The following is a 23,422-nucleotide window of genomic DNA, read 5'->3' as shown; positions in this document are numbered from 1 at the left end:
ACGTGTACTGGAAAACAGATACCATAGAAATACCCGACTGGGACCGTGGCTCCTTGCTTGAAAGGCTTGAGCCTTTTGATCCAGATGGGCGGGAAAAACTCAGCGACGAGATGGTGGCGTATTGCCGTTTCTACGGCCTTGACCTATGGGTGGAACACCCTGAGGTTGCCTACCATCAGGGCTATGTAACGGCGGGCGAACATGAGGTTATGGTGCATTACTTCCGGCTGCCCGAACCGCGAGCCGAAAAAGGCACAGTGTTTATTATGCACGGCTATTTTGACCATGTTGGCCTATATAGCCAGTTGATTGATCGCTGTCTCGCTGCCGGTTTTGATGTGCTGGCGTATGATCAGCCGGGCCATGGGCTTTCCAGTGGCACACCGGCGGCCATTGGCAGTTTTTTGGAGTATCAGGGGGTTTTGTCGCAAGTTCTGGCCCATGTTCGCGATAAAATTCGGGGGCCTTGGTATGCGGTGGGGCAAAGTACGGGAGGAGCCATACTGATCGACTACCTTCTGTCTAACCACCACTCTATGGAAACGTCGGAGTTCCGGAAGGTGGTTTTGCTGGCACCCTTGGTGCGCCCCGCGGGTTGGCTTGGTGCTAAAGTTCTGCACACTTTGGTGAAGCCGTTTATGACCCGATGGCAGCGTGTATTTGCCGCCAATAGTGGCAATACCCGTTTTTTGCGCTTCCTGCGTGAGCATGATCCCTTGCAGGCAAGGGCCGTGCATGTGGATTGGGTGAGTGCGTTACGAATCTGGATACCGCACATTGAATCTGCCCGGCCGGTGGACTTCCCGGTGACGGTTGTTCAGGGCGAAAAAGACCAAACGGTAGACTGGCAACACAATCTGAGAATAATCCGCAACAAGTTCGCAGCGGTAGAGGAAGTGAGGATTGCCGACGGACGGCATCATCTGGTGAACGAAGCCAAGGATCTACAGGCAACCGTGTTCAACACGATTATTGATACTTTTGAACATTCAGCCGTAGGCGCTTCTAAAAACTCCTGAAGCCACAATGAGAAGGCTCTGTAGTTGAAAGCTTCAAGCTGAATAGCGCCTGCAAAAATATCGTCACAGGAGAATTGTGTGAAGAAAACGATGCTTGCATTAGCCGTAACGACCATGGGTCTTGCTGGCTGTATGACCTATGACCCGTATACTGACGAAGAGAAAACATCGAACGCGACCAAGGGCAGTATTATTGGTGCTGTTGGTGGAGCTGCCGTAGGTGCGGCAACCTCGAGTAAAAGCGATCGCGGCAAAGGCGCGCTTATTGGTGCGGCAAGCGGTGCGGCAGTGGGTGGTGGTATTGGCTACTACATGGATCGGCAGGAAGCAGAGCTGAGGCATAAGCTTAAAGGTACGGGTGTTCGGGTTGTTCGCAACGGCGATAAAATTGAGCTGGTAATGCCCGGCAATATCACGTTCGAGTTGGACCAGACCGCTATCCGCTCCGGCTTCACGAGCACCCTTGAATCAGTGGCTCTGGTACTGAAAGAGTTTGACAAAACCATCATTCAGATTGAGGGGCACACAGACAGTTCCGGCGCTGATAACTACAACCAGTTGCTCAGCGAGCGCCGTGCGGGCTCTGTGCGAGACTTTCTGCTCAACCAAGGCATTGAGTCCAAGCGTACCCGTGCTGTTGGTTACGGTGAGCGTTATCCAATCGCGTCTAACGATACCGCTGCAGGGCGCGAGCAGAACCGCCGCGTTGAGCTGACTTTGGTGCCCATGAAGTAACAGGTAAACATTCTGAGCTTGGGCGTTGCTTGAGCATAAAAAAACCGGAGCTGGATGCTCCGGTTTTTTTGTGGCCGAGAATCTTTTAAAACAAGACGCGGCCGCGAATGGTGCCTTTGACCTGAAGCAGTTTCTCCAGCGCAAGTTCACCGTAGGCTTTATCTACGTCTATCACCACGTAACCAATATCTTCCTTGGTTTGCAGGTACTGACCGCAAACGTTGATGCCATTGTCGGAGAACACTTGGTTGATCTCAGACATTACGCCCGGCACGTTCTCATGAATGTGCAGCAAGCGGTGCTGGTTCGGGTGCGAAGGCAGGGCAACTTCCGGGAAGTTAACGGAAGATACCGACGTACCATTATCACTGTACATCGCCAGCTTCTCAGCCACTTCACGGCCGATATTTTCCTGAGCTTCAATGGTTGAGCCGCCAACGTGCGGGGTCAGAATTACGTTGTCGAATTCCCGTAGCGGAGAGACAAACTCCTCATCGTTAGACTTGGGTTCAACCGGGAATACGTCAATCGCAGCACCCAGAAGCTTACCGCTTCTCAGGGAGTCGGCGAGGGCATCGATGTCAACAACTGTGCCTCTTGAGGCGTTCATCAGAATGGCGCCAGGCTTCATCTGGGCCAGTTGCTCAGCCTTGAACATGTACTTGGTAGCCGGTGTTTCCGGAACATGCAGGCTTACAACATCACAGATGTTGAGCAGTTCCTGCATGCTACCAACCTGAGTGGCGTTACCGATAGGCAGCTTGGACACTACGTCGTAGAAGTACACATCCATGCCCAGACCTTCGGCCAGAACACTGAATTGGGTACCAATGTTGCCGTAACCGATGATGCCGAGCTTCTTGCCGCGGATCTCGTAGCTGTCTTTGGCCGACTTCTGCCATTCACCACGATGGGCTTTCGCGCTCTTCTCGGGCACGCCGCGCAGCAGCAGGATAGCTTGAGCTAGAACCAGTTCAGCAACACTGCGGGTGTTGGAAAACGGTGCGTTGAATACGGCAATACCTTTGCGGGTCGCTGCCTGCAGATCCACCTGATTGGTACCGATACAGAAACAGCCCACGGCAACCAGCTTCTTGGCGGCCTCGAATACTTTCGCGGTCAACTGAGTGCGGGATCGAAGACCGACAAAGTGCGCATCGGCAATCTTCTCAATAAGGTCTTCCTCGGCCAGCGAGTGGCTGAGGTACTCAATGTTTGTGTAGCCTGCGGCATTCAGAGTATCCAGAGCGGACTGATGCACGCCTTCCAGCAGTAGAATGCGGATTTTGCTCTTTTCGAGAGACGTCGTTGACATGGGCTTTGCTTCCGAACCTTTCGTCGCATGAAATGACCTGTAGCCAGTGATCCTATGGGCTGGCTCACAGAACAGGGGCGGTATGATACCATAAAAGCAACTTTTCACAGCGTGCCGGTTCGTCTGGATCAACTGAACCGAAAACTATTTTTCCAGAATGGCCGGCCCAACCCCGACGAGACTGACGCATTCATGAACTCTGAACAGATCATTGCTTCCCTAAAAGAGCTGGTAGCCGCTGGCGATGTACCTGGAAAGGTACTGACTGACGCTGCGGATCTTGAAAGCTACGGCAAAGATTGGACGCGCATTTACGCCCCCAACCCAGTAGCCATCGTGCTCCCGAAAACCACCGAGCAGGTGCAGGCGCTGGTGAGATTCGCCAACGAAAACCGTGTGGCACTGGTACCCTCCGGTGGCCGTACCGGCTTGAGCGCTGGTGCTGTTGCTGCCAACGGAGAAGTCGTAATTGCCTTCGACAACATGAATCAGATTCTGGACTTCAGCGCCAGTGACCGACTCGTGCGCTGTCAGGCGGGTGTTGTAACTGAGCAGCTACAGAACTTTGCGGAAGAGAATGGCCTTTACTACCCGGTAGATTTCGCGTCTGCAGGCTCCAGCCAGCTGGGCGGAAACATCTCCACCAACGCGGGCGGCATCAAAGTAATCCGCTACGGCATGAGTCGTGACTGGGTCGCTGGCCTAAAAGTGGTTACCGGCAAAGGCGACATCCTTGACCTGAACAAAGATCTGGAAAAGAACAACACAGGTTACGACCTACGCCATCTATTTATTGGCGCCGAGGGCACGCTGGGCTTTATTACCGAAGCCACAATGAAACTCTCGCGTCAGCCAGACAACCTCACCGTGCTGGTGCTTGGGCTCAATGACCTTGGCAACACCATGGACGTGCTCAAAACCTTTCAGGGCGGTCTCGATCTGACCGCCTACGAATTCTTCTCGCATCAGGCGATGGGGCACGTACTGGCTCATGGTCAAGTACCTGCGCCGTTTGAAACCGAAGCCCCTTACTACGCGCTGCTGGAGTTTGAAGCTACTTCGGATCAAGTCATGGAAGACGCCATGAGCCTGTTCGAGCAGTGCATGGAAAACGGCTGGGTGCTGGATGGCGTTATCAGCCAAAGTGAAACTCAGGCCCAGAACCTGTGGCAACTGCGCGAGCGCATCTCGGAATCCATCGCGCCCCGCACGCCCTACAAGAACGACATCTCCGTTGTGGTTTCCAAAGTTCCCGGATTCTTGCAGGAAATTGACGAACTGGTAGCAGAACAATACCCGGATTTTGAAATCATCTGGTTCGGCCACATCGGCGACGGCAACCTGCATCTCAACATCCTCAAGCCTGAAGACATGGCAAAAGAAGACTTCTTCGAAAAGTGCCAGCAGGTGAACAAATGGGTGTTCGAAATCGTCGAAAAATACCAGGGCAGTGTCTCCGCTGAACACGGCGTAGGCATGACCAAAAAGCCCTACTTGCAATACACCCGCAGCGAAGCGGAAATTGCTTACCTGAGAGGGATCAAACAAGTATTCGACCCCAACGGCATCATCAACCCCGGCAAGATCTTCGACTGATGCAACGGCATATCGTAGTACTCACAGGCGCTGGAATCAGCGCCGAAAGCGGCCTCTCCACCTTCCGCGACAACGGCGGCCTTTGGGAGCAGCACAGCGTATACGACGTAGCCACCCCCGAAGCCTTCGCCCGCAATAGCGAATTGGTACTGCGCTTCTACAACGAACGCCGCCGCCAACTCGCCAAAGTACAACCAAATCGTGCTCACAAACTTCTTGGCGAACTGGAAAAACACCATCGTGTAACCATCGTCACCCAAAACGTAGACGACCTACACGAACGCGGAGGCTCCAGTAACGTCATCCACCTCCACGGCGAGCTCACCAAAGCCCGAAGCTCGGTGAATCCGGAATTGGTCTACGACATAGGCTACCGGGACATAGAACTGGGCGAGACCTGCGAATACGGCGAACAACTCCGCCCCCACATCGTCTGGTTCGGCGAAGAGGTCCCCATGCTAGAGGCAGCAGCCGATATAGTCCGCACTGCAGACGACCTGCTGATCGTCGGCACTTCGCTACAGGTTTATCCCGCTGCCGGACTGGTGCATGAAGTGGAGAGAGATGTGCCGATTACCGTTATAGATCCCGGCGAAACCGCTGGCGTGTCCCGCGCCAGGGTTATCAGAAAAGGTGCAGGAGAAGGCGTTGCCGAATGGGCTGCGAATTTTCTGGCCAGATAAGTATCGGTGGCAAGTAGTGTGCAAAATTGTGAGGAGTTTTGGGGCGGCGAACTCAATTGTACGTAGGCCTTGGCGGGATACAGCTCCCAAAACTGTGCGGAGCCATGGATGGCGGAGCCAAGCGTACACGGACGTATCCACAGCGTGTTTTGGGAGCTGTATCCCGCCAAGGCCGTTAGCTCCAGATTAACCGGCTAGCGAGACTCAGCAAGATACTTACGAAGCTCCTCCCCAAAAGCAGCCTGAACCCCCAGCCGCTTCAGCATCCAATAGTGCCCCGCAATCATCCGATCAATAAAAATACTCTCAACCGGCGGCTTAAACGAATCCAAATATTTGAACACCGTACTCGTCTTCGCCGCCACATGCTTATGAATACTTGACTCACCAAAATCATAAGGCTGCTCAGAATCAAACGGCACCACAAGAATATCCCGCCACATCGCGTAATAGGCCTCATCAATGGCCGGCTGACTCCCAACCCGGGCACCCAAATCAATCAGATAAGAATCCAGCGCCTTATAGTCCTCAGCCAGCGCCGCCGTAACCGCATTACGGTAAGCCTCAACAATCTCCGGCTTCAGCTTCTTAACGCAGCCGAAATCGTACATCACAACACTGCCATCCGGCCGATACGCAAAGTTTCCGGCATGAGGGTCGCCATGAATGCACTGAAAGCGGAATAACTGATCCGCCATAGTAGTAAACATACGGTGGCCAATCAGATTGATCGTAGCCTGATCATAGCGCTCCGGCGTCACCTCGCTCACATGATCGCCTTCCTCAAGCGCAAGCGTCAGCACATGACGGGTCGAATGGCTGGGAATGACAGCAGGAATAATCACCCATGGATCGTTTTTATGAAACTCCCGGAACAAATCGATGTTGCGGGCCTCGTTCTCATAATCCAACTCCTCCCTCAGACGCTCGCGAATCTCCGTGAACAGCTGATCTACCGACTCTTTCGGCATCTTTAGTAGGCCGCCAAGCTTTAAAGCAAGGCGCAACTGCTTCAGATCGGAATCGCAGGATTCATCCACCCCTGGGTACTGCACCTTCACAATGACATCTGTACCGTCGTGCAGCCGGGCGCGGTGCACCTGACCGATGGATGCGGCCGCATAGGGTGTTTCTTGCAGATACTCGAATAGCTCGCCAACCGGTTTTCCCAGTTCCGTCTCTACCTGCTCAAGAATAACCTCGAACGGCATGGGCGGCGCTTCTTTCTGTAGTTTCTGCAGCGCATCAGAGAACTCCCGGGGCAGAAAATCCTGAGTTTGGGAGGCAATCTGGCCCACTTTCATGGCCGCACCTTTCATCTCACCGAGGGTATCGGTAATGCGGTTGGCCATGCGGGCATAGCTTTCGCTGCGGGCGCCGTCGTCATTCTCGCTGCTGAACAGGCTGCGGGCTTTCTGGCCCGCATACTGGCCTGCCACCGAGGCAGTCATGCCAGCAAGCTTAAAGAAACGACCACTGCGTGAGGTAACCGGTTTTTTTGCCATGCCTGACTATACGTACTCTTTAGATAGAAAGATTGTGTCAGTCCAGGTTAAACCACTTTGGTGGAAACAGACAACTGATCCTCCAGTTGCAGCGCCAGAGTTTGACCCGAGTGCAGTGGGCCAACTCCCTTGGGTGTTCCCGTGAGCACTACATCGCCCGGTAACAGTGTGAAATGACTACTGATATGAGCGAGCAGCGGAATAGTCGGGAACAGCATGTCTCTGGTATCACCGCTTTGTTGACGCTGCTCGTCGATATTGAGGCTGAAGAGTATATGGTCATTACGGAAGTGTTCCGCAGCTACAAACGGCGATAAAGGGCAGGCACCATCAAACGCTTTGGCCCGCTCCCAAGGGTGTCCTTTTTCCTTCAGTTGGCTTTGCAAATCCCGCAAAGTTAAATCCAGCGCCAGACCGTAACCGAGAATAGCCGCCTGAGCCTCGCTGGCAGAAGCGTTGGTAAGAGGCTTGCCAATCAGCACAGCCAGTTCGGTTTCAAAGTGTACCTGAGCGTGGTGGGCGGCAAAGCTTAGAGGCCGGGTTACATGGACGGCCGAGGTGGCTGGCTTGATAAACAGCAGAGGTTCGGTCGGCACCGGATTGTCGAGTTCTTTGGCGTGCTCGGCGTAGTTCCGGCCAACGCAGACGATCTTGCCCAAAGGCAGGTGTACCGGTGTGCCATCTTTCCAATGATGCTGATACTGATCCATATCGACCTCCAGATATTCTGGTAGTGTTCTTAGCCGCGCGTTTAATTGCGCGCGGGGAGGACGACGCTGCTATTCGCCCTCAAACGAACACACAGTATAGACCTTCAGCCCCTCTTCCTGCAGCTTGGTCGACCCGCCAAGATCGGGGAGATCGATCATGGCAGCCACTTCCACAATGTCCGCGCCAATGCGGCGGATCAGCCGGGCTGCTGCGAGCATGGTGCCGCCAGTTGCGATCAAGTCGTCCACCAGCACCACCTGATCGCCGGGCTTGAACGCATCTTGGTGCAGCTCCACCGAGGCGGTTCCGTACTCCAGTTCGTAGTCTTCAACAAGTGTGTCGAACGGCAGTTTGCCCTTCTTACGTACCAAAACCAGTGATGCGTTGAGCTCGTAGGCGAGCGCCGAGCCAATGATGAATCCCCGGGCATCCACAGCGGCCACAGCATCAATTTTATGGCCGTGGTAGCGGTGCACGAAGGCATCGATCAGTTTTCGGAAGGCTGTTTTATCCTGCAGAACCGTGGTGATATCCCGGAAAGCAACGCCGGGCTTGGGCCAGTCCGGCACGGTGCGGATGGCTTGTTTGATGCTTTGAGAGAAGTAATCCATAAAAAGTCAGGCTCTTGGTCTGGACGCAGTTTAACCTGCGTCCAAAAACATGAATTTCAGGATGAAAACGATGGCGATCACCACAACACTTGCGTTCAGATCTGACCAGCGCCCGCTTAGAGCTTTGATGACAGCGTAAGTGATAAAGCCCAGTGCTATGCCGTTGGCGATTGAGAATGTAAGGGGCATCATCAGCGCTGTTACTACTGCTGGTGCGGCTTCAGTAATGTCGTCCCAGTCTATCAGTTTCAGCCCGCTGGCCATCAACACAGCAACGTAAAGCAGCGCTGGCGCTGTAGCGTAGGCTGGGATAATGCTGGCAATGGGTGAAAGCAGAAGGCAAGCGAGAAACAGCAAGGCAACAACGACAGAGGTTAGGCCGGTGCGCCCACCGGCGGAAATGCCCGCAGTGGATTCAATGTAGCTGGTGGTGGTTGAGGTGCCGAGAGCAGCGCCAGACATGGTGGCCACAGAGTCAGACATCAGAGCACGGCCAAGGCGTGGCAGCTTGCCGTCTTTGTCCAGCAGGCCGCCGCGCTGCGCGGCACCTATCAGCGTGCCTGAGGTATCAAACAGATCCACAAACAAAAACGCGAACACAACGCTGATCATGCCAACATTCAACGCACCGGCAATGTCCAACTGCATGAACGTGGGTGCCAAGCTTGGTGGGGCGGAGACAAAACCCTTGTACTCTACTAGGCCCAGCATCATGGCAATCACGGTGACTGCAATAATACCAATCATTACCGCGCCGGTTATGCGGCGGAAAGACAGGGCGCAGATCAGAACAAACCCGCCAAAGAACAGCAGGCTCTCTGCGGTTTTCAGTTCACCTAAGCCAACCAGCGTTGCAGGGTGATCTACCACTATACCCGCGTTTTTCAGGGCGATAAGCGCCAAGAAGAAGCCGATACCGGCAGAAATCCCGAAGCGCAAAGACATGGGGATGCTGTTTATAATCCATTCGCGGATCTTGAAAATACTCAACAGGAAGAAGATCAGGCCTGAAAGGAAAACAGCGCCCAGTGCCACCTGCCAGCTATATCCAAGACTGCCCACAACGGTGAAGGAGAAAAAAGCGTTTAGCCCCATCCCCGGTGCCAAAGCGATCGGGTAGTTGGCCCAAAGGCCCATAATCAGGGTGCCTATGGTTGCAGCCAAACAGGTGGCGACAAAGACAGCCCCGAAATCCATACCTGTTGAGGACAGGATGCTGGGGTTGACCACAATAATATAGGCCATGGTCAGGAAGGTGGTGATGCCCGCAACCAGTTCTTTACGAACGTTGGTGCCGTGGGCCTGGAGTTGGAACAGTCGTTCGAGCATGACGGGTGTCTGCCTCTCAGGATGCCAGAGTGTAGGGTTTGGAGTCTGTTAAGAACGGAAAACAGTTGGTAATCGAATAAAGACTGCGTGAAAAAACGGTAATCTTACCGGTTGAGGGTTGTCCCGCCAAGTGATGATTAAGGGCACAAGGTTAGAGTCCCTAGGCATCGGCTTTACGTGGGGTCACGCTGTAAGCGTATATCAAAACGCACCGCTGCCATGCGGACAATAACGATAAAGAGAAGCCCAATGGTTAACGACAAGGCCTCGCTCTCGAGCCCCCACTGGCAAAGGAAATAAAGCCAGCAGCCCGCAAAGGAAATAGATGCGTAGATTTGATCCTTACGAAAAATAAAAGGCACATCGTTACAGAGCGTATCTCGCAGCGCACCGCCAAACGTACCGGTCATCACGCCTAGCAGCGATGCGATAAACCACGAGTGGCCCAGATCGAGCGCCAGCTGCGCTCCGAGAATCGAAAAAATACCAAGCCCTATGGCATCCGGAAACACAATCCATGATGGGCGAATACGCTCCGTGTGCTTCCAATAGCTGAATACCACCGCCATGGCGAGAATTAGAATGGGCTGCTCTTCATGTTTGATCCAGTACACCGGATGGTTATCCATAATTAGATCGCGCAACGTCCCGCCCCCCAGAGCAGTAATAAACCCGATGGTAAATACACCAACCGGGTCCATGTTTTTGGAGCGGGCAACCATCATGCCTGATATGGCGAAGGCGATAATTCCTATCATTTCAAGGGAGTAAATAATATCTGGCATGAGACATCCTGAAAGGAGGGCGGACGGTTTTTGAACAGCTTGGATCAGGAACGCGAAGAATAGCTGAAAACTGCGCCCGATTCATCTGCTGGCCCGTGTCTTTGATGGATGGGGTATAAGCTGTATTTATAGATATGGATAAAGGTTCTTTATTTGCTTCATGGGGAGAGTCTGTTTAGCTTTGCGAGATTCGATAACAATAGAGTTTTATCAAAGGAGTCACCATGAAAGCGATTCTCTGCAAAGAATATGGTCCAGCCGAATCCCTCGTTATTGAGGATGTACCTAGCCCCGAAGCCAAAGGTCGCGGAGTTAAAGTTCGCGTAAAAGCGGCGGGACTGAACTTTCCCGATACTCTGATTATAGAAGGCAAGTACCAGCTCAAGCCGACCATGCCATTCTCCCCCGGTGGTGAGTTGTCTGGTGAAGTCATTGCAGCAGGGGACAAGGTAACCCGATTTAAAATCGGTGACCGTGTGGCTGGGTTGACGGGCTACGGCGCCTTTGCTGAAGAAGTCATCGTACCTGAGCACAACCTTCTGCCAATACCGAAAGGCATGAGTGATGAAAAAGCCGCTGCATTTACCATGGTATACGGCACCTCGTACTACGCCCTCAAACAGCGCGCCAATATTCAGCCGGGCGAGAGCCTTTTGGTGCTGGGTGCCAGTGGTGGGGTGGGCTTGGCCACCGTGGAGCTAGGAAAGGCCATGGGCGCCCGCGTGATCGCTGCTGCCAGCTCCGCCGAGAAGCTGGAGATTGCCAAGGCGGCTGGTGCAGATGAATTGATCAACTATACCGAAGAGCCCCTTAAGGACGCCGTGAAGCGCCTGACGAATAGCAAGGGCGTGGATGTGATTTATGATCCCGTAGGTGGTGATTTCACCGAGCAGGCTTTGCGTGCCATGGCATGGAACGGTCGCCATTTGATCATCGGTTTCGCTGCTGGCGACATTCCGAAAATTCCTGCCAACCTGACTCTGCTGAAGGGCTGTTCGGTTGTTGGCGTTTTCTGGGGCAGTTTCACTCAGCGTGAGCCGGAGGCCAGCGCCCAGAATATGATGGAGCTGATGAAGCTCTATGCTGAAGGCAAAATTGACCCAAACATCAGTGAGGTATACGAATTCGAGGATTACGCCAAGGCTTTGGGTGCGCTCACTGAGCGACGTGCCACTGGCAAGGTGGTGCTGAAGATTGGCTCTTGAGTTTTGACCGTTTGTAGCCTGATGGCTTGGGTGTAGGTGAGAGTGAGCGCCCCCTCCCAAAAAACGCTACGAGCACATCCATGTGGGCTTGACTGCGGCCATCCATGGCCGCAGACATTTTTGGGAGGGGGCGCTCACTCTCACTATCCAGCTTCTTAGTTATCTCCAGTAATGCGCTTTCATAAATAGAAAAGGGTTTCTGTTTTAAGGACTATCGCACGATATCGCAAAAGCCATGTAGGGCGGGTCTTCCCAAAAATGTAGAGGGCCAAGGATGGCCCGAAACAAGCGCACATGGATGTGCTTGTAGCGGTTTTTGGGAAGACCCGCCCTGCATGGCTAACCTCGATCTAAAAGGCTAGGGCCATAATCTGAAGGCAACGATATGCTCAGAAATTAAACTGCCCAGAATCAATATCCGAAACCAAGTCAGGGGTCAGCAGTGTGTAACCCTCAGTTTTTGGCAGCCACGCATAAACCTCCTCATTAGGGCGCTCCAGCGCGTAGCCAGCTTTCTGAATATCCACCTTGCGGTACTTGAAGGTTCCGGTTTTTTCGATGGCTTCAGTCACACGAATAAATACGGGAACCGCATAAGCAGGCAGATTAGTCTGCAAGTAGGTCAGCAGCTTGTTGATATCGAAACTACCCTTGCTCGGTACCAACGTAACCATACCAGCCTTGCCATTGGTTTTCGGAATCTCCACGCCATAAACGATGGCTTCCTCGACCATGCCAGAACAGTCGATAATATTTTCCACCTCGTTAGTTGAAACGTTCTCGCCTTTCCAGCGGAAAGTGTCGCCCATTCGATCCACAAACTGGAGATGCCCACAACCGATTGATTTTAAAACATCACCCGTGTTGAACCAGGCATCGCCTTTTTTGAATGCATCCCGGATGAGGGATTTTTCGGTGGCTTCTTTCTGGGTATAGCCTTCAAAAGCCCATTTCTTCGTGTTCTCGCTAATGAGCAGGCCTGGCTCGCCTTTCTCGGCTTCCTCTAGTACGCCTTTCTCATTGCGAATCGGATCCCGGGTGCCGTCGTGGAATTTGACCAGTTTGTACGGCGCTGTAGACAGGCCGACGGTGTTGTCCATATTGAAGAAGTTACTGAAACCAACGTTACCTTCACTGGACGCATAGAGTTCCGAGACGGTTTCAATACCGAAACGATCTTTGAACTCACTCCAGATAGAGGGCCGTAAACCATTGCCCAGCATTTTGGTCAGGCGATGGTTGCGATCCTGGTCACTTGGCGGCTGATTAAGCAGGTAGCGGCAGAGTTCACCAATGTAACCGAAGGCTGTTGCATCGTAGCGGCGCACGTCGTCCCAGAAGGCGCTAGCGGAGAATTTCCGGCGCAGGGCGAAGGCAGAACCTCCCGCCAGAGCAGTGCTCCAGCACACCACCAGACCGGTACCGTGATACAAGGGCAGGGTGCAGTAGAAGACGTCGTCTGGCGTCATTGAAAGCGCCATCATCCCAAAGCCGCCATAGGCCTTTATGAACTTGGTGTGTGATCCGGGTGCGGCCTTGGGCAGGCCGGTGGTACCGGAGGTAAACAGGAAAATTGCAGTATCGCCGGTTCTGGGCGGGTCGCTCAGCTCCGGATTGTTGCTGTTAAAGGTGCTCACCTGCTGTGCCATGTTGGCGTAGCCCGAAGGCGCATCACCATAGGAGTTCAGGGTGTTGCTGTCAGCAAGGAACAGAAATGGACTGGGATGATCAAGCTGGAGGCTGGCTTTGATGTCATCAAATGAAGACACCAGTTCTTCACCAACCACAATCATTTTTGGGCTTGTCAGGTTAATGCTGTGTTCCAGCACCTTGCCTCTTTGGGAGGAGTTTAGCATGGCGCAGGCAACGCCAATCTTGGCCGCGCCTGCGACCACTGCCAGAATTTCCGGGCGATTCTCAAGTAATACTGCAATTGAGTCGCCCTTTTTCAGACCCTGAGCTTGAAGATAAGCCGCAATGCGATTGGACCAGGCATTGAATTCGCCCCAGGTGATGCTGCGATCCTCAAACAAAATAGCCGTTTTATCCCGGTATTTTTCGGCATTCTTCTCTACGAGAGTTCCGAGGGTGAGGGGTTTGCTCGCATTTTTCACTGAGTAGTAGTAATAGCCTTTGGCAATTGCCGGAAGTCGTTTGAAGACTCCCGGCAGGCTGCGCATTAGATCCATCGCAGTAACGTTATCTTGGCTCATGGTCTTTCCGTCAGGTTTTTTATAAGTTAGGGCTAGTCCAAATAGAGGTCTGGCAACAGCGGCTTGTCATTGGCCTCATAACGGTAGCCTTCAAAATCGGTTACGCCGTCCTGGCGCAACACGTCTTCGTCTATCAAGTTTTGCCCGGTCATTTCTTCAATGGAATGGTTCAGGATGCTTACCGCTGCATCTGCCATGATCTCGGGAGTCCGGCCTTGGGCCATCATTTGCGCTCCGCCCGCTTCATGCTCAATGGCAGCGGTCGAGATAAGCGTTTTCGGCCAAAGCGTGTTAACGGCAATGCCGTAACGTTTAAACTCCTGAGCCATGCCGATGCTGATCATGGTCATGGCGTATTTTGTAGACGTGTATGGTCCGAACTGAGCAAACCATTTTGGATCAAGGTTCAGCGGCGGAGACATGCTCAGAATGTGGGCGCGTTTGGATTTTTTGAGCCAGGGTAGAGCTGCTTGGCTGCATGCAAGCACAGCACGCGCGTTTACTTGATGCAATAAATCGAAGCGGCTGACCTTCAGGTTTTCTACGCCCGTTAGGCGAATGGCGCCGGCGTTGTTGATCAGGGCGTCAATGCCGCCAAAGTGTTCAGCGGCTTCATCAATGCGCTGCTTGATCTGATCTTCATCGCGCACGTCGAGCACCAACGGTAGCGCCTGGCCGCCCGCTGCATGAACTTCTTCAGCTACTGTGTGGATGGTGCCTGGCAGCTTGGGGTGAGGTGTGTCCGACTTTGCTGCGATAATAACGTTCGCGCCCTGACGTGCACAGGCGAGGGCGATGGCGCGGCCGATGCCACGACTGGCGCCGGTGATAAATACAGTTTGGTTTTTCAGTGTGTTCATTTATTGCTCTCCTGTTCGGATGCTTCGCCGGTGGCCACTTCCACCAACAATTGATTACGCTTCACCTGATCACCTTTGCTGGTTAGGATTTGAGCTACGACGCCGTCGCAGTCTGCCTTCACCGGGTGCTCCATTTTCATGGCTTCGAGTATCACGAGGGTGTCGCCTTGGCGCACCGTTTGCCCCGGCTCTGCTAGAACGTCGATGATCGCACCATCCATTGAGGCTTGAATGCGCCCACTTCCTGCGCCGTTTGCTCCAGCAGCCGGTTGATGAGTGACATCAGTCACCGACCACGACTCTCCGAACGCCTGCAAATATAGGGAATCTCCGTCGCGGTGATATTGGCAACGCTGACGAATATCCTTGTCGATAATGCATAACGTGCCATTACTCATGCTGGTAACGGTCAATTCGTGGCGTTCGTCACCCAAGCGGCAGATAAGCTTGTTGCCGCTGTTTTGCACCAGTAGCTCAACCACTTCGTCGCCTGTGCTGAGCTTCATTGGTGTATGTGTAGCCGGTGCATTGCTCCAAGCTTCCTGACCGCTGGTGCCGTGAGCCAGTACACAGGCTGCGAGTGCGAGCTGGCGGATTGTTGGTTTGGTCGGCTGCAGCGATGGGTCTTCGCTAAAGGCCTGTTGCAAGAATGCCGTGGTTGCTTCACCGGCACCAAAGGTGCTGTCTGCAATGATTCGGCCGAGGAAATATCGGTTGGTGGTAACACCGAATACGGTTGTATCTTCTAGCGCGCGGATCAGGCGGCGGCGCGCTTCGTCCCGGTTTTCACCCCAGGCGATGACTTTTGCAAGCATAGGGTCGTAGTGCGGCGTTATTTCATCGCCGGAGCGAACACCTGTGTCATACCGCAGGCCCTCACCTTCTGCGGGTTGGAATACATGCAGAGGTCCGGTCTGTGGTGTAAATCCGTTCGATGGGTCTTCAGCGTATAGCCGAACTTCGATGGCGTGGCCGCTCAGCTCAATGTCATTCTGAACCAGTGGCAGTTTCAGGCCTTCGGCAACGGTAAGCTGCCAAGCCACTAGATCCTGCCCGGTAATCAGTTCTGTAACCGGGTGTTCTACCTGCAGGCGGGTGTTCATTTCCAGGAAGTAGAAGTTGCGGTCTTTATCGACGAGGAATTCAACGGTGCCCGCGCCTTCGTAGTTGCAGGCGAGTGCCGCTTTAACAGCGGCTTCGCCCATGGCGGCGCGAAGTTCGGGGGTCACGAAGGGGGAGGGTGCTTCTTCAACGACCTTCTGGTGACGGCGTTGTACGGAGCAATCCCGTTCGCCCAGATAGACGGCATTGCCGTGTTGGTCGGCGAACACCTGAATTTCTACGTGGCGGGGTTCGATTACTGCTCTTTCGAGGATCAGTTCGTCGTCGCCAAAGGCTTGCTTGGATTCAGAGCGTGCCCGTTTGATGTTGTCGGCCAGTTCGGATTCGCTGTGCACCAGACGCATGCCTCGGCCACCACCACCGGCAGAGGCTTTGATCATTAGTGGGTAGCCAATGTCTGCTGCTGCGGCGATCAGCTCATCGTCGCTGGCGTTGTCGCCTTCGTATCCGGGCACAACCGGTACACCTGCTTTTTGCATGGCGATTTTGGAGCGTCGCTTGCTGCCCATGAGTTCGATGGCGCCCGCTGGCGGGCCTACGAATACGATGCCGGCTTCTTTGCAGGCATTGGAGAAGCTGGAGTTTTCAGAGAGGAAACCATAGCCGGGGTGGATGCAGTCGGCGCCGGTTTTGCGGGCGGCATCGAGTATGGCGTCGGCATTCAAGTAAGATGCAGATACTTGTGCGGGGCCTATGCAAACGGCTTCGTCTGCCAGTTCGGTGTGCATGGCGTTGGCATCTGCCTCGGAGTAGACGGCTACAGTGCGGTACCCGAGGGCTTTGGCGGTGCGAATAACGCGGACTGCGATTTCGCCTCGGTTGGCTATTAGTAACTTTTTCAGCATAGCGCTTGTCTCGTAAATTTGTGCCTGTCCGTGAGGGGCGGCGAGAAAGTGTTCAGGAAATCGCTACGAGCACATCCATGTGCGCTTGACGTCGGCCATCCTTGGCCGCCGACATTTCCTGAACACTTTCTCACCGCCCCTCACTCCCTCTAATTTATTTCGTGTCTGCCCAGGCTGGTGGGCGCTTTTGCATGAACGCCATGGTGCCCTCGTTGCCCTCGCTGCCTTTAACGGCTGCGGCGAACATTTCGGCGGCGCTGTCGAGTAAGCCGCTCATGGATTCGTGTCCAACCCGGTGGAGCAGGGCTTTGGTCTGTGCTGTGGCGGTTGGTGCACAGTTGCGCACGCGCTCAACAGTGTGAGCTAGCATATCTTCCAACTCGACGTCTGATGATGCGACCTGGTGCACAATGCCCAGTGCGCAGGCTTCTTCCGCACCGATTCTCAAGCCAAGCAGTGCAAGTCGGCGGGCTTGGGTCAGGCCAATTCGCTCGACGACAAATGGGGCAATCTGGGCAGGGAGGATGCCGAGGGTCGTTTCCGGCATGCCGAATTTCGCGGTGGGCCCCGCGATAGCAACGTCGGAGACGCAGGCCAATCCAAAACCGCCGCCCATTACCGCACCTTCGGTGATGGCGATGACGACCTTGGAGGATTCGTTCACTTGCTGAATCATCGCCCCAAAGGCGCGATTCAGAACGTAAAAGGGGTCAGCTTCGCCTTCTCCAGCTTTCTGGTTACGCGCACCAGCCATGTCTTTGATGTCGCCGCCTGCACAGAAATGGCCGCCGGAACCACGGATAACCACGGCGCGGATGCTGGTATCAGATTCTACTTCGGTAAAGATTGTGGACAGCTCTGCCACCATTTGCAGGCTCATGGCGTTCCGGGACTCTGGCCGGTTGATGGTGACGTGTAGGGCTGGCCCCTGTTTTTCCAGAAGCAGTGTTTCGCAATGAGGCAAGGTTTCCATAAAACGACTCCACGAACATTATTTTGGGGCCGGTAGCCCGGTTGAACTCTTCAGGACCGTTGAGGGCCAGGGATGGCCCGATCGAGCCCTGCACTCGCGGGCGTGTCCTGAAGAGTTCAACCGGGCTGCCGGTCTGGCACCAAGCTTCAGCCTTAGCGCTTGCCAGGCAAGGTGCCCATAAGCTTGCAAATGATCCCCAACATGATTTCGTCAGCACCACCGCCGATAGACACCAATCGCACATCACGGAAGGCACGGGATGCCGGGTTGTCCCACATGAATCCGTTACCGCCCCAGTACTGCAGGCAGCTGTCGGTCACTTCACGGCCCAGACGGCCAGCTTTCAGTTTGGCCATGGAGGCGAGTTTGGTTACGTCCTTGCCTTCAATGTGCAGCTCACAAGCCTTGTAAGTCAGGGCGCGCAGAGCCTCTACTTCGGTTTGCAGCTCGGCCAGACGGAAGTGAATGACCTGGTTGTCGATCAGTGGCGTGCCGAAGGTCTTGCGCTCACGGCAGTACTCAATGGTCTGGTCGATGCAGTTTTCCAGCGCTTTGATAACGTTCGCAGCACCCCAGAGACGCTCTTCCTGAAATTGCAGCATCTGCATCATGAAGCCAGTCCCTTCGGCGCCAATGCGGTAGCGCTGGGGAACGCGCACATCGTCGAAGAAAATCTGGGCAGTTTCGGAAGAGCGCATGCCCAGTTTGTTCAAATGCGGGCTGAAGGTTATCCCCGGAGTATTCATAGGAACTACGATCAGTGATTTGTTTTTATGTGGCTTGTCGTCACTTGTATTAGCCAGCAGGCAAATGAAGTCTGCCTGAGGACTGTTGGTGATCCACATTTTGGAGCCGTTGATGATGTAATCGTCACCGTCTTTCTTTGCGGTGGTTTTCAAACCAGCCACATCGGAACCGGCACCTACTTCGCTCACGCCTATGCAGCCCACCATGTCACCGGCTATCGCGGGCGCTAGAAAGGTGCGTTTCAGTTCGTCAGAACCGAAGCGGGCGATAGCAGGTGTGCACATGTCTGTCTGAACGCCAATTGCCAAGGGTACGCCGCCGCAGTTGGCCATACCCAGCTCTTCAGCTGCTACAAGGTTGTAGCTGTAGTCCAGCCCCATGCCGCCGTATTCTTCGGGCTTCTGGATGCCCAGTAGGCCAAGGTTGCCCAGTTTTTTGAACAGTTCGTGAATGGGGAACTGGCCAGCTTCTTCCCATTCGTCGCAATGGGGGTTGATTTCTTTCTGCACGAAATCGCGGACGGTTTTTCTCAGGGCTTCGTGTTCGGCTGTGAATTTCACGGTTTTAATCTCCTGCTGTTTTTTGGTTCGTGCTTTCGCTTGTTTGAAGCACGCATTCTGTCTTTTGATTGCCAGTATGTTGGCGGTTTGTATCAGCGCCGATCAGAGCCGCGCTACGCCAAACGTGTTGGGTCGGAGTTGGCGGGCATCGGCTTCCCGGAACATGTCGAGTACCAGTGCCACAACTCTTCGGGTATCCCGTGGATCAATCAGTCCGTCATCCCATAACCGGGCTGTACCAAACAGGGCCGTGGAGCCATCTTCCAGTTTTTTGGCAGTGGCTTGCTCCAGAAAATCGAGGGTTTTTGGATCGGGCTCGACACCGCTGCGGCGCTGCTTGTCTTCCGCCACAATGCGCATAACCTTGCCTGCCTGAGCCGGGCCCATAACGGCGGTTCGGCTGTTGGGCCATGCGAAGATGAAGCGGGGGTCAAGACCGCGACCACACATGGCGTAGTTGCCCGCGCCGTAGGAGCCGCCAATCACAACCGCAACCTTAGGTACGCGGCAGTTGGCAACAGCCTGAATCATTTTCGAGCCGTTTTTGATGATGCCGTTCTGCTCGGAGTGCGTGCCCACCATGAAGCCTGTGGTGTTGTGGAGGAACAATAAGGGTGTGCCTGCCTGATCGCAGAGCTGGATAAACTGGGCTGCCTTAGCGCTACCGGCCGGGGTGATCGGGCCGTTATTGCCGATGATGCCGACGGAGTGTCCTTCTACGCGAATGGTGCCGCATACGGTCTGGCTGTCGAACTCATTCTTGAAATCCATGAACTTCGAGCCGTCACTAATGCGCGCCAGAATCTCGCGCACGTCGTAGGGCTTTTTGGAATCCGAGGGGATAACGCCCAGTAGCTCTTCCGCAGGATAAAGAGGCTCTTCCCATTTTAGCTCGCGCTGTGGTGGTAGCTGTTCATTCCATGGCAGAGCTTCCATGACGTTTCTGGCCTGGCGGATGCCGTCTGCGTCGTCTTCGGCTAAATATTCGACGGTACCGGCAATCTGGGCGTGCATTTCTGCGCCGCCAAGCTCTTCGTCGTCCGCTATTTCACCGGTCGCCGCCTTCAGCAAGGGAGGGCCAGCGAGGAACATCTTGGCTTTGCCGCGGACCGCGATCACGTAATCCGACAAGCCGGGCTGATAGGCGCCGCCAGCGGTGGCGTTGCCGTGTACTACGGTAACCTGCGGTAGCCCGGCGGCAGACATGCGCGCCTGATTGGCAAACCCACGTGCGCCCTGCACGAAAATATCCGTGGCGTAGTTGAGATTGGCGCCGCCACTTTCGGACAGGGAGACGATCGGCAGTTTGTTCTCTTTGGCGATCTGCTGCAGGCGCAAGGTTTTGTCCAGACCCGCAGGCGTAATGGTGCCGCCTTTGATGGCGCTGTTGCTTGCAACTACCAGGCAGCGGATGCCGCTAACGGTTCCTATGCCGGCGATAATACCGCCGCCGGCCATGCTGCCGTCTTTGTCATCGTGCATTTTGTAGCCGGCGAGAGAACAAAGCTCCAGAAACGGTGTACCACGATCCAGCAAACGATTGATGCGATCTCTGGGCAGGAGTTTCCCGCGCTTGGTGAACTTTTCCCGTGCTGCCTCGGCCAGATCAAGAACCTTTTGCTCTACATCCCGAAAGGTCTGGATGTGCGCATTCATCGCCTCGATGTTGCCGCGAAACTCGTCGGACTGGGGATTAATGTTGGTTTCCAGTGTTTGCATAAGAAGTTCCTTAACCCTCGCTAAGCACTTTAGGCGTGACTGCCCGATGAAAACCGTTGTACGGCTCGTTGTTCTTTGCCTTCGGGAACGGCCATACACGACCGCCCTGAGACGCTGCGCCATCAATGCGCAGGCAGTCGCCATTCACAAAAGAGGCTCCGGGGCTCAGTAAAAAACAGATGGCCGAGCTCACTTCCGATTCTGTGCCCATGCGTTTGATGGGCACGTTATCGCCAAGGCTACGAATCCACTGCTTCATGTGCTCGGGGTAGTTATCCATGCCGCTGGAGGCAATCCAGCCCGGCGCAACTGCATTCACGCGAACGCCAGAGGTGCCCCATTCCACAGCGGCTGTCTGGGTGAAATTCACCATGCCAGCTCTTGCGGCACCCGAGTGCCCCATGCCCGGCATACCGCCCCACATATCCGCCACAATATTCACGATGGCGCCGCCGGTTTTCGAAAGTGCCTGCGTATAGGCCTCTCGCGCCATCAAAAATCCACCGGTGAGGTTGGTGCGAACCACAGTCTCCCAGCCTTTCTGGTTGATGCCCGCCAGAGGAGAAGGGAACTGGCCGCCAGCATTGTTGACCACGCCGTTCAGGCCGCCATGCTCTGCGATAATGGCTTTCACCGTGGCTTTTACAGACTCTTCCTCGCGGATATCGCATACGTGAGCCGAAGCAATGCCGCCGTCTTCAACAATTTCTGCTTTTACGGCTCCAACTTTTTCGACTTTGCGGCCTACCAGTGCAACTTTGGCACCAAGCGAGGCCAGTTCGTGCGCGGTGCAGCGTCCGATGCCAGAGCCGCCCCCGGTCACTATAAATACTTGACCCTTGAACAGATCAGGGTGAAAAACGGATTGATAACTCATAATTTAACAACCTTGCTCAATGTATGAGCGCTCTGGCTGGCCGTCCCTCCCGGGACTGTGAGCAGCATGGATGCTGCGGCCAAGCCTACAGGGACGTATTTACGGCGTGTCTCGGGAGGGGCGGCCAGCCAGAGTGCATGCTCCATAGAATCAGGAACGAACCAGCCCCGCAGGCACCGGCACCGGAAATTCCAGCAACTGCTGCGCAAACGCCTTGCCCTGCGGATCAATGCGCAGGCTGGCAACGCCACCTCCGCCCAGGCTGTGCTCCAGCAGAAAGTTGAATGCATGCAGCCCGGGCAGTGTCCAGCGAGTGACCTTGCCGGTTTCCGGATTCAGTGTGTGCTCCATCCAATCGGCCACAGCCTCTGCACTCAATGCAGCTGCAATAAAGGGAACAAACTCGGGTTTGCGAGCAATAACGCCAATGTTGCTATGGTCGCCTTTGTCGCCGCTGCGGGCCCAAGCCAAATCAATCAGGGGCACAGTGGTATCGGTCGCCGAAGCGGCTTCGATTGAGGCTTGATCCTTGATCAGACCGGGCTGGAAGCCACCTGTGGAATCGACAGCAATGGGGGTTACCTGACCGTTCAGATCAACAGAAACCGTCACTTCGCTCTTGGGGACCAGGCAGGAATAGAGGCGAATCTTGGGCCAAACGGCTGGTCGACCACCCACAATGCCCGTCAGGCCGGGTGCCATGCCGGTAGCGGCTTGTGCTATCTCTCGGGAGAAAAGCACCAAGGCTCCCTTCTTTGCGTGGGCGGCACTAATTTTCACAATGATTTCCCGAGTGCCATGGCCGCGGCCCTGCTTACCGTACGTGGTTTCCGTGCCCAGCAGTTCGATACTGGTTTCGGTGTAGTCCGGCAGGCCACGCTCCTGAAACAGGCGTGATGTTTTCGTGAGAATGGCTTCGGCCACTGCCTGCGCCTTCTTCGAGGCATCAATACCCGCAAGCAGGAAGGTTGCGGTGCATTTGAAACCGTCCGGCCAAGTGCCAGACACTTTGTAGCTGTCGGTGGGTGGCAAGCCGCGCGCACCGCTAACCGTTACTCTGTCCGGTCCGCTTTCTACCAGTTCAACGTCGGTAAAATCGCAGGTCACATCAGGCAGAAAATACGCTCGGGGATCGCCAATTTCGTAAACCAGTTGCTCGGCGACCGTGCCTCGGCTTACCAGACCACCCGTGCCTTCCGGTTTGGTAACAACGAACTCGCCACTTGCGCTGACTTCTGCAATCGGGAAGCCCATATCGGCGAAGCCGTCCGCAACGTCTTCCCAATCGGTAAAGTTGCCGCCTGTAGATTGCGCGCCGCACTCCAGCAGGTGGCCAGCAAGGCTGGCTTGGGCCAATTTGTCGTAATCCTTCCAGTCCCAACCGAATTCGTGAACCAGAGGCGCGAGCACCAAAGCGCTGTCGACCACCCGGCCAGTAAGAACAATGTCTGCGCCCTGATCCAAAGCGGCAGCCAAGCCAGAAGCTCCAAGGTAGGCGTTCAGGCTTACCATCATCGCGGGCAGGGGTTCGCCAGTGGCCATTTCGGTGATGCCAGCTTCACTCAAAGCCTGCTTTTTGGGTAGCAGGTCATCCCCAAGCACCAACGCAATTTTCATGTCTACGCCAGCTTTTTCGCACAGCGCTTGCAAGGCATCGCGGCAGGCCACCGGATTCACGCCGCCGGCGTTCGTCAGTACCCGAATACCCTTTGCTTTAATGTCACCCAGTGATGGACCCATAACGGTTTCTACGAAATCTCGAGCGTAGCCTTGGCTGGGGTCTTTCATCTTCTGGCCAGCCATGATTGACATGGTCACTTCAGCCAAATAATCCGAAACCAAATAGTCGATGTCACCTTTGTGCACCAGCTGTGCTGCGGCCGTCTCGGTGTCACCCCAAAACGCGGAGGAACAACCAATGCGGATGGTCTTCGGTGAGCTAGTCATGTTTGTGCATCCTGTTGCTGTGTTGGCCTGAGCGCACAGGTGTGTGTGCTGGCAAACGATTAACC

General features: G+C 54.7%; 19 protein-coding genes. 5 read left to right on the top strand and 14 right to left on the bottom strand.

Annotated elements, in window-relative coordinates; genetic code table 11:
• Positions 1-2 precede the first annotated feature (2 nt).
• Positions 3-1,019 (top strand): alpha/beta hydrolase, encoded by a 1,017-nt coding sequence (locus tag FE845_RS12900; RefSeq protein WP_200365261.1) that lies wholly within the window; start codon positions 3-5, stop codon positions 1,017-1,019.
• 78 nt (positions 1,020-1,097) lie between these two features.
• The gene (locus FE845_RS12895; RefSeq protein ID WP_200365259.1) at positions 1,098-1,754 is read left to right on the top strand and encodes an OmpA family protein; all 657 of its coding nucleotides are present in this window, start codon (positions 1,098-1,100) and stop codon (positions 1,752-1,754) included.
• Positions 1,755-1,839: 85 nt separating this feature from the next.
• Here the strand turns inward: FE845_RS12895 and serA are convergent, their stop codons facing one another.
• Positions 1,840-3,069: a phosphoglycerate dehydrogenase gene (gene serA, locus FE845_RS12890; protein WP_200365257.1), complete on the bottom strand. Its 1,230-nt coding sequence runs from the start codon at positions 3,067-3,069 to the stop codon at positions 1,840-1,842.
• A gap of 192 nt (positions 3,070-3,261) precedes the next feature.
• On the opposite strand from serA, the gene FE845_RS12885 reads away from it, so the two are divergent.
• A complete protein-coding gene (locus FE845_RS12885; protein ID WP_200365255.1) occupies positions 3,262-4,665 on the top strand; it encodes an FAD-binding oxidoreductase in 1,404 nt (467 codons plus the stop codon).
• Entirely contained in the window at positions 4,665-5,348 is a 684-nt protein-coding gene (locus tag FE845_RS12880; RefSeq protein WP_200365252.1) for an SIR2 family NAD-dependent protein deacylase, read from the top strand. Before FE845_RS12885 ends, FE845_RS12880 begins: the two co-directional genes overlap by 1 nt.
• 194 nt (positions 5,349-5,542) lie before the next feature.
• On the opposite strand, the gene FE845_RS12875 is transcribed toward FE845_RS12880, so the two are convergent.
• The 5 genes from FE845_RS12875 to FE845_RS12855 all read right to left on the bottom strand — a co-directional run bounded on the left by FE845_RS12875 (position 5,543) and on the right by FE845_RS12855 (position 10,289).
• A complete protein-coding gene (locus FE845_RS12875) occupies positions 5,543-6,853 on the bottom strand; it encodes an ABC1 kinase family protein (protein WP_200365250.1) in 1,311 nt (436 codons plus the stop codon).
• Between the two features lie 47 nt (positions 6,854-6,900).
• Positions 6,901-7,563, bottom strand: a complete 663-nt coding sequence (locus FE845_RS12870; RefSeq protein ID WP_200365248.1) for a fumarylacetoacetate hydrolase family protein — start codon at positions 7,561-7,563, stop codon at positions 6,901-6,903.
• Positions 7,564-7,632: 69 nt separating this feature from the next.
• The gene (locus FE845_RS12865) at positions 7,633-8,175 is read right to left on the bottom strand and encodes an adenine phosphoribosyltransferase (protein WP_200365246.1); all 543 of its coding nucleotides are present in this window, start codon (positions 8,173-8,175) and stop codon (positions 7,633-7,635) included.
• Positions 8,176-8,205: 30 nt separating this feature from the next.
• Positions 8,206-9,504, bottom strand: coding sequence for an NCS2 family permease (locus FE845_RS12860; RefSeq protein ID WP_200365244.1), 1,299 nt, complete (start codon positions 9,502-9,504; stop codon positions 8,206-8,208).
• A 173-nt stretch (positions 9,505-9,677) separates the two neighbouring features.
• Complete coding sequence (locus FE845_RS12855) at positions 9,678-10,289, bottom strand: trimeric intracellular cation channel family protein (protein ID WP_200365242.1); 612 nt, start codon at positions 10,287-10,289, stop codon at positions 9,678-9,680.
• Between the two features lie 224 nt (positions 10,290-10,513).
• Between FE845_RS12855 and FE845_RS12850 the strand changes: the two genes are divergently transcribed.
• Positions 10,514-11,494: an NADPH:quinone oxidoreductase family protein gene (locus tag FE845_RS12850; RefSeq protein WP_200365240.1), complete on the top strand. Its 981-nt coding sequence runs from the start codon at positions 10,514-10,516 to the stop codon at positions 11,492-11,494.
• A gap of 389 nt (positions 11,495-11,883) precedes the next feature.
• Here FE845_RS12850 and FE845_RS12845 read toward each other — a convergent pair whose 3' ends face one another.
• From FE845_RS12845 to FE845_RS12810, 8 genes are all read right to left on the bottom strand, one after another.
• Positions 11,884-13,707, bottom strand: coding sequence for a long-chain-acyl-CoA synthetase (locus tag FE845_RS12845; RefSeq protein ID WP_200365238.1), 1,824 nt, complete (start codon positions 13,705-13,707; stop codon positions 11,884-11,886).
• A 32-nt stretch (positions 13,708-13,739) separates the two neighbouring features.
• Positions 13,740-14,567, bottom strand: a complete 828-nt coding sequence (locus tag FE845_RS12840) for an SDR family oxidoreductase (protein WP_200365236.1) — start codon at positions 14,565-14,567, stop codon at positions 13,740-13,742.
• Positions 14,564-16,534 (bottom strand): acetyl/propionyl/methylcrotonyl-CoA carboxylase subunit alpha, encoded by a 1,971-nt coding sequence (locus FE845_RS12835; RefSeq protein ID WP_200365234.1) that lies wholly within the window; start codon positions 16,532-16,534, stop codon positions 14,564-14,566. Before FE845_RS12835 ends, FE845_RS12840 begins: the two co-directional genes overlap by 4 nt.
• 154 nt (positions 16,535-16,688) lie before the next feature.
• Positions 16,689-17,507 (bottom strand): enoyl-CoA hydratase/isomerase family protein, encoded by an 819-nt coding sequence (locus FE845_RS12830; RefSeq protein ID WP_200365232.1) that lies wholly within the window; start codon positions 17,505-17,507, stop codon positions 16,689-16,691.
• 152 nt (positions 17,508-17,659) lie between these two features.
• Positions 17,660-18,814, bottom strand: a complete 1,155-nt coding sequence (gene atuD / locus FE845_RS12825) for a citronellyl-CoA dehydrogenase (protein ID WP_200365230.1) — start codon at positions 18,812-18,814, stop codon at positions 17,660-17,662.
• Between the two features lie 102 nt (positions 18,815-18,916).
• Positions 18,917-20,533: an acyl-CoA carboxylase subunit beta gene (locus tag FE845_RS12820; RefSeq protein ID WP_200365228.1), complete on the bottom strand. Its 1,617-nt coding sequence runs from the start codon at positions 20,531-20,533 to the stop codon at positions 18,917-18,919.
• A gap of 10 nt (positions 20,534-20,543) precedes the next feature.
• Positions 20,544-21,410, bottom strand: coding sequence for an SDR family oxidoreductase (locus FE845_RS12815; protein ID WP_200365226.1), 867 nt, complete (start codon positions 21,408-21,410; stop codon positions 20,544-20,546).
• A 150-nt stretch (positions 21,411-21,560) separates the two neighbouring features.
• The gene (locus FE845_RS12810; RefSeq protein ID WP_200365224.1) at positions 21,561-23,357 is read right to left on the bottom strand and encodes an acyclic terpene utilization AtuA family protein; all 1,797 of its coding nucleotides are present in this window, start codon (positions 23,355-23,357) and stop codon (positions 21,561-21,563) included.
• Positions 23,358-23,422: the final 65 nt, after the last annotated feature.

It is taken from the genome of Marinobacter sp. 1-4A (assembly GCF_016597725.1).
GTDB lineage: Bacteria > Pseudomonadota > Gammaproteobacteria > Pseudomonadales > Oleiphilaceae > Marinobacter.
This window is presented reverse-complemented; position numbering and strand designations above follow the sequence as displayed.